This window comes from Nocardioides sp. (assembly GCF_029937575.1).
Taxonomy (GTDB): domain Bacteria; phylum Actinomycetota; class Actinomycetes; order Propionibacteriales; family Nocardioidaceae; genus Nocardioides.
In genome coordinates, this window is sequence record NZ_JAPYPS010000017.1 from 36,418 (window position 1) to 43,103 (window position 6,686).

9 protein-coding genes are annotated in these 6,686 nt (G+C 68.8%); all 9 read left to right on the forward strand.

Going from position 1 to position 6,686, the window contains the following annotated elements; genetic code table 11:
- Positions 1-5: 5 nt before the first annotated feature.
- Positions 6-695, forward strand: coding sequence for an L-threonylcarbamoyladenylate synthase (locus Q1K33_RS08380; protein ID WP_300402655.1), 690 nt, complete (start codon positions 6-8; stop codon positions 693-695).
- 8 nt (positions 696-703) lie between these two features.
- Complete coding sequence (locus tag Q1K33_RS08385) at positions 704-1,885, forward strand: MraY family glycosyltransferase (RefSeq protein WP_300402657.1); 1,182 nt, start codon at positions 704-706, stop codon at positions 1,883-1,885.
- 71 nt (positions 1,886-1,956) lie between these two features.
- Entirely contained in the window at positions 1,957-2,451 is a 495-nt protein-coding gene (locus Q1K33_RS08390; RefSeq protein ID WP_300402659.1) for a hypothetical protein, read from the forward strand.
- A gap of 30 nt (positions 2,452-2,481) precedes the next feature.
- Positions 2,482-2,778: an AtpZ/AtpI family protein gene (locus tag Q1K33_RS08395; RefSeq protein ID WP_300402661.1), complete on the forward strand. Its 297-nt coding sequence runs from the start codon at positions 2,482-2,484 to the stop codon at positions 2,776-2,778.
- A 19-nt stretch (positions 2,779-2,797) separates the two neighbouring features.
- On the forward strand, positions 2,798-3,628 hold the full coding sequence (gene atpB, locus Q1K33_RS08400) for a F0F1 ATP synthase subunit A (RefSeq protein ID WP_300402664.1): 831 nt from the start codon (positions 2,798-2,800) through the stop codon (positions 3,626-3,628).
- An 87-nt stretch (positions 3,629-3,715) separates the two neighbouring features.
- Positions 3,716-3,919, forward strand: coding sequence for an ATP synthase F0 subunit C (gene atpE, locus Q1K33_RS08405; protein WP_300402666.1), 204 nt, complete (start codon positions 3,716-3,718; stop codon positions 3,917-3,919).
- 75 nt (positions 3,920-3,994) lie between these two features.
- Positions 3,995-4,522, forward strand: coding sequence for a F0F1 ATP synthase subunit B (locus tag Q1K33_RS08410; RefSeq protein ID WP_300402722.1), 528 nt, complete (start codon positions 3,995-3,997; stop codon positions 4,520-4,522).
- A gap of 28 nt (positions 4,523-4,550) precedes the next feature.
- On the forward strand, positions 4,551-5,360 hold the full coding sequence (locus Q1K33_RS08415) for a F0F1 ATP synthase subunit delta (protein WP_300402668.1): 810 nt from the start codon (positions 4,551-4,553) through the stop codon (positions 5,358-5,360).
- A 79-nt stretch (positions 5,361-5,439) separates the two neighbouring features.
- A partial coding sequence (gene atpA / locus Q1K33_RS08420; RefSeq protein ID WP_300402671.1) for a F0F1 ATP synthase subunit alpha occupies positions 5,440-6,686 on the forward strand: 1,247 nt, incomplete at its 3' end.

The following is a 6,686-nucleotide window of genomic DNA, read 5'->3' on the forward strand; positions in this document are numbered from 1 at the left end:
AGCCGGTGACCTCCGAGCGCTACGGCACCTCCACCCCCGAGGAGAGGGAGCAGGCCATCGAGGCCGCGACCCTGTCCCTGCAGGGTGGCGACCTTGCTGTGATCCCGACCGACACCGTCTACGGCATAGCGGCCGATGCCTTCGACGTCGACGCCGTCGCCGAGCTCCTCGAGGCCAAGGGGCGGGGACGTGCCATGCCGCCACCCGTGCTGATCAGCAGCGCCAGCACGCTCGACGCGCTCGCCACCGACATACCCGCCTTCGCCCGCGCCCTGGTCGAGGAGTTCTGGCCCGGGCCGTTGACGCTGGTGTGTCGCCAGCAGGGGTCGTTGCAGTGGGACCTCGGAGAGGCCAGGGGCACCGTGGCGCTGCGGATGCCCGACGATGAGATCGCTCTGGAGATCCTGGAGCGGACCGGCCCGCTGGCGGTCAGCTCGGCCAACAAGACCGGCGAGCCGGCAGCGACCGACGCCGACCAGGCGGAGGCGATGCTGGGCGACGTCGTGGCAGTCATCGTGGATGCAGGGGAGTCAGCCGGCGGCGAGGCCTCGACCATCGTGGACGCCACGTCCGGGCAGGGCCGGGTGCTGCGGGTCGGCGCCCTGTCGCTCGAGGCTCTCAACGAGGTCCTCGAGCCGCTGGGGGCGACGTTGACGGACGAGGCCGGGACCGACGACTCCGCAACCGGGGCCTGAGCCGACGCATGCGCGAGTACCTCGTCGTCTTCCTCGTCGCCGCGGCGGTGACCTACCTGCTCACCGTCGTGGCGCGGGAGATCGCGTTGCGGACGGGAGCCGTCGCCGCCGTGCGCGACCGCGACGTCCACGCCGAGCCGATCCCCTACCTGGGCGGCCTGGCGATGCTCGGGGGACTTGTCGCGGCGTACTTCGTGGCGCGCGAGCTGCCGTTCCTCTCCACCAGCAACGTCTTCACCTTCTCCGACGCCGGCGCCGTGCTGCTCGCGGGGGCACTCATCTGCGGGGTCGGAGTGCTCGACGACATTTTCGAGCTCGACGCGCTCACCAAGTTCGGCGGCCAGGTGCTCGCGGTGGGACTGCTCGTCTACTCCGGGATCCAGTTCCGCTTCTTCTTCGCGCCCAACGACGTGCAGTTCTCCCTGGACCCCGGCCAGGGGGCCCTGCTGACGGCGCTGATCGTCGTGGCCACGGTCAACGCGGTGAACTTCGTCGACGGGCTCGACGGGCTGGCCGCCGGGGTGGTCGGGATCAGCGCGCTGGCGTTCTTCGTGTACTGCTACGAGATCACCCGGATCAACGAGGTCGATCGCGCCACCACCGGCGCGTTCCTGAGCGCCGCGCTGGCGGGGGTCTGCGTGGGCTTCCTGGTGCACAACTTCCACCCAGCCCGGCTCTTCATGGGCGACTCGGGCTCGATGCTCATCGGCCTGGTGCTCTCGGCGAGCGCGATCACCGTCACCACACAGTTCTCCAGCGAGGACATCGCGCTCGGCGCCGACGGGGCCCGGGCCAGCTGGCTGCCGATGCTGCTGCCGGTGGCGCTGCCCATCTTGATCCTCATCGTGCCGCTCATGGACCTGGTCCTGGCCGTCGTACGGCGGACCCGTGCCGGACGCTCGCCCTTCGCCCCGGACAAGCAGCACCTGCACCACCGGCTCCTCGAGATCGGGCACTCCCATCGCCGCGCGGTGGTGATCATGTGGGTGTGGGCCGGGCTGATCGCCTTCGCCACCGTGCTGGCAAGCCTGTACACCGGGCCGAGGGTGTGGGCGACGGTGTCCGCAGGGTTCGCCGCAGCGCTGCTCCTGACGTTCGTGCTGCCGATCCTGCATCGTCCGGGACACGCGGCCGACCCCCTCTCGGCAGCCTTGTCCGGGGCCGATGAGGAACCGTCCGAAACTTTGTGATAACTTTCACGAGCAGGTGAAAGCAGCCTGAGAGATGCCCTGATCGCCCCCGACCAGAACGGCCGCCGACGATGACGACCGAGACCAGGCAGGACGCTCGCCGTACCGGCGTGAGCACCCTGGTCCGGGCGAGCGCAGCGGCCGCGGTCATCGGGCTGGCGATCGCGCTGGTCGCGCTGGTCGTCGCCGGGGGAGCGGGCTTCCTCGCCGCGATGATCGGCGCCGTCGTCGTGGTGGCCGTGCTGTTCAGTGGGGCACTGGTGGTCACGGTCGTGGCTGACCTGATGCCCGCGGCCTCGCTGCTGGTGGCACTGATGACCTACACGCTGCAGATGGCGCTGCTCGCACTGGTCCTGATCCCGCTCAGCCGGACCGAGTGGTCCTCGCGCGAGCTGGACGCGCCGTGGCTGGCGGCAGCCGTGATCGGGGGCGCACTCGTGTGGACCGTGGCCCAGGTCGTCCTTGCCACGCGAGCCCGGATCCCGGTCTACGCCCTGCCCGTCGAGGACCCTGCGCGGACGCCCCGTCAGGGTGTCTCAGCAGCGGCCGAGGGGGGTGCGCGATGACCCCGGGCGACTGCTATTGTCCGGGGCGCAATGACCCAGGCCGACGAATCACCGCGAGGCGATCCCTGGAACGCCTTCGGCTACGTCGTCGCTGGCGTGTTGCTGTACGGCCTTGCCGGCTACGGACTCGATCGCTGGTGGGGCACGGGCTTCATGGTGGCGGTCGGGATCATGCTGGGCGCCGTTCTGGGTCTGTACATGACCTGGGCCCGGTTCAAGGCTCCACCAGAACCCGACGCGGACTCCGGCGCCCCGACCAGTCGCACCACCAGCCCCGCCCCGCAGCCCCCGACGTCCACCGACCACCCCACCGAACCCCCGCGGTAGTGAAGACACAGGAGAACCGGTGAGCAGCCTCATGTTCCTCAACGCCGAGACGGAGCCCTTCGAGCCACCCGGCCCGGCGGACTTCGACTACCCGGCGATCCCGGGTACCGGTAGTGGCACCTTCGAGTTCCTCGGACAGGCCCAGATGGCCGGGATCACCAAGCCGATGGTGCAGATCGTGATCGCCGGGATCCTGGTGTTCGTGTTCTTCTACTACGCCTCGCGCAAGCGGGCGATGGTGCCCGGTCGCCTGCAGTACGTCGGCGAGGAGGCCTACGGCTTCGTGCGCAACTCCATGGGTCGCGACATCATCGGCAGCCAGGACTTCCAGAAGTTCGTGCCGTACCTCTTCGCACTCTTCTTCTTCCTGCTCTTCAACAACTTGATGGGCTCGATCCCCTTCATCCAGTTCCCGACGTTCTCGCGCTCGGGGATGGTCTACTCGCTGGCGCTGATGAGCTGGCTCATCTACAACGCGGTCGGCATCAAGAAGCACGGCTTCGCCGGCTACTTCAAGCTCCAGTCGGTGCCCGCCGGGGTCGGCGGACCGATCCTGCTGCTGCTCATCCCGCTCGAGTTCATGTCGAACATCCTGGTGCGGCCGGTCACGCTGGCGCTGCGTCTGTTCGCCAACATGTTCGCCGGCCACCTGCTGCTGATCCTGTTCGCACTCGGTGGCGAGTACCTCATCCTGGAGCAGCCCCTGGGCTACGCCCCGGTCGGCGTCATCGCCTGGCTGCTGTTCATCATCATCTCGTTCCTGGAGCTGCTGATCCAGTTCCTCCAGGCCTACGTCTTCGTCCTCCTCAACGCCATGTACATCCAGGGCGCGCTGGCGGACGAGCACTGATCAGCCATCTTCACCCGCACCACCTGCTCCACCTCAGTCCCACAGCTCCATCCCATCTGAAGTAGAACCAACCGAAAGGAAACAGCCGTGGACGGCAACCTCAACATGATCGGCTACGGCCTGGCCGCTATCGGGCCGGGTATCGGAATCGGTCTGATCTTCGCCGCCTACATCAGTGGTGTCGCGCGTCAGCCGGAGGCCCAGAGCCGCCTGCAGTCGATCGCCATCTTGGGCTTCGCCCTCGCCGAGGCGCTCGCGATCATCGGTATCGCGCTCGCATTCGTCCTCTGACCGAGGCTCGAGAAGCCAGACTGACGTAGGACCCCGGAAGGACCTGCTATGCAAGCACCCACCGCGCCACCCGTGTTGCGGGCGGCCGAGGAGCTCAACCCGCTCATCCCGCACCCGGTCGAGATCGTCTTGTCGATCGTCGTGTTCGCCATCCTGTTCTACGCCGTCAAGAAGTTCGTCGTTCCGAGCTTCGAGTCGACGTTCGCCGAGCGCACCACGGCGATCGAAGGTGGCCTCGCGGCCGCCGAGACGAAGCAGGCCGAGGCGGACGCCAAGCTCGCCGAGCTCGAGAAGCAGCTCGCCGACGCGCGACACGAAGCGGCACGCATCCGTGAAGAGGCACGCGAGCAGGGGGCGGCCATCGTCTCCGAGATGCGTGAGCAGGCTCAGACCGAGGCAGCCCGCATCGTCGAGCACGGCAAGACGCAGATCGAGGCGGAGCGCCAGCAGGCGGTCACCTCCCTGCGGGCCGAGGTCGGCACGCTGGCGACCACGCTGGCCGGACGCATCGTGGGCGAGTCCCTCGACGACGACGCCCGCCAGGGCCGGGTCGTGGAGCGCTTCCTCGCCGACCTCGAGGCCGGAACCCCGGGCCAGAACTGATGAAGCCTGAATTGATGGGAGACGTCTGATGGCCTTCCGTGGTGCTTCGGCTGACGCCGTCGCCGCGCTGACCGGCGAGCTCGAGGCCGGCGCATCGTCGCCGGAGGTCGCCGCCCAGGTGGCTGACGACCTGTTCGGTGCGGCGACGACGCTGCGTGGCGAGGCCGCGCTGCGGCGCTTTGCCACCGACGCCTCGATCCCTGCCCAGGCCAAGAGCGGTCTGGTCGGGGAGGTCTTCGGCGGCAAGGTGCACCAGGTCACCGGAGCGATCCTGGCCTCCGCGGTCGGACGTCGCTGGGTGGCCGGGCGTGACCTGGCCGACGCACTCGAGCACCTCGGGGTCGTCGCCTACGTCAAGGCTGCCGGCTCCGAGACCGATCGACTGGCCGACGAGCTGTTCGCCTTCGCGCAGGCGGTCAAGGACAACCCCGAGCTTCGTGATGCTCTCGCGGACCCGGCGCGGTCGGCGGCGGACAAGCGCACGCTCATCAGTTCGCTGCTCGACGGCAAGGCACTCGCAGCCACCGTCGCGCTGGCCGGTCAGTCGATCAGTGGGAGCCACCGCACGGTGGCGGTCGCTCTCACCGAGTACCAGAGGGTCGTTGCCGACGTGCAGGCCCAGGGAGTCGCCACCGTCCGGGTGGCGCGCCCGTTGCCGGACTCCGAGCTCGACCGACTGGCCTCGGTCCTGTCGGCGCAGTACGGCCGTCCGGTCCACCTCAACCTGCTCGTCGACCCCTCGGTCCTCGGCGGCATCCGGGTGGAGATCGGCGATGACGTGATTGACGGGACGGTCGCGAGCCGTCTCGACGACGCCCGCCGAAGGCTGGTCGGCTAGCCGTCCCGGCTGCCCCCGGTCCCACCACCCACCCGTCCCACCCCGACGCACCAGTAGACCCAAGAGAGAAGGCACCACAATGACGGAGCTCTCCATCCGTCCGGACGACATCCGCGACGCGCTGCAGAAGTACGTCGCCGACTACCAGCCGGAGGCGGCCAGCAAGGAAGAGGTCGGCACGGTTGCGGAGGCCGGGGACGGCATCGCCCGGATCAGCGGCCTGCCCTCGTGCATGGCCAACGAGCTGCTCGAGTTCGAGGACGGCACCCGCGGCCTGGCCCTCAACCTGGACACCCGCGAGATCGGTGCGGTCGTGCTCGGCGACTTCGACAAGATCGAGGAGGGCCAGACGGTCCGCCGTACCGGCGAGGTGCTCTCCGTGCCCGTCGGCGACGGCTACCTCGGCCGTGTCGTCGACCCGCTCGGTGTCCCGATCGACGGTCTCGGCGACCTCGAGACCACCGGTCGCCGCAACCTGGAGACCCAGGCGCCGTCGGTGATGGAGCGCAAGTCGGTCCACGAGCCGCTCGCGACCGGGATCAAGGCGATCGACGCCATGACGCCCATCGGTCGCGGCCAGCGCCAGCTGATCATCGGCGACCGGGCGACCGGCAAGACGACCGTCGCGATCGACACGATCATCAACCAGAAGCAGTACTGGGAGACCGGCGACCCGGAGAAGCAGGTGCGCTGCATCTACGTCGCCATCGGCCAGAAGGGCTCGACCATCGCCTCGGTGCGTGGCGCCCTGGAGGAAGCCGGCGCCCTGGAGTACACCACCATCGTCGCCTCGCCGGCCTCCGACTCGGCCGGCTTCAAGTACCTCGCTCCCTACACCGGCTCGGCCATCGGCCAGCACTGGATGTACGAGGGCAAGCACGTCCTCATCGTCTTCGACGACCTGACCAAGCAGGCCGAGGCCTACCGCGCCGTGTCGTTGCTGCTGCGTCGTCCGCCGGGCCGCGAGGCCTACCCGGGTGACGTCTTCTACCTGCACAGCCGGCTGCTCGAGCGGTGCGCGAAGCTCTCCGACGAGATGGGCAAGGGGTCGATGACGGGGCTGCCCATCATCGAGACGAAGGCCAACGACGTCTCGGCGTTCATCCCGACCAACGTCATCTCGATCACCGACGGGCAGATCTTCCTGCAGTCCGACCTGTTCGCGGCCAACCAGCGCCCGGCGATCGACGTCGGTGTCTCGGTCTCGCGCGTCGGTGGCGCGGCGATGACCAAGGCGCTGAAGGCCGTGACCGGCTCGCTCAAGGTCGACCTGGCGCAGTTCCGCGCCATGGAGGCCTTCGCGATGTTCGCCTCCGACCTCGACGC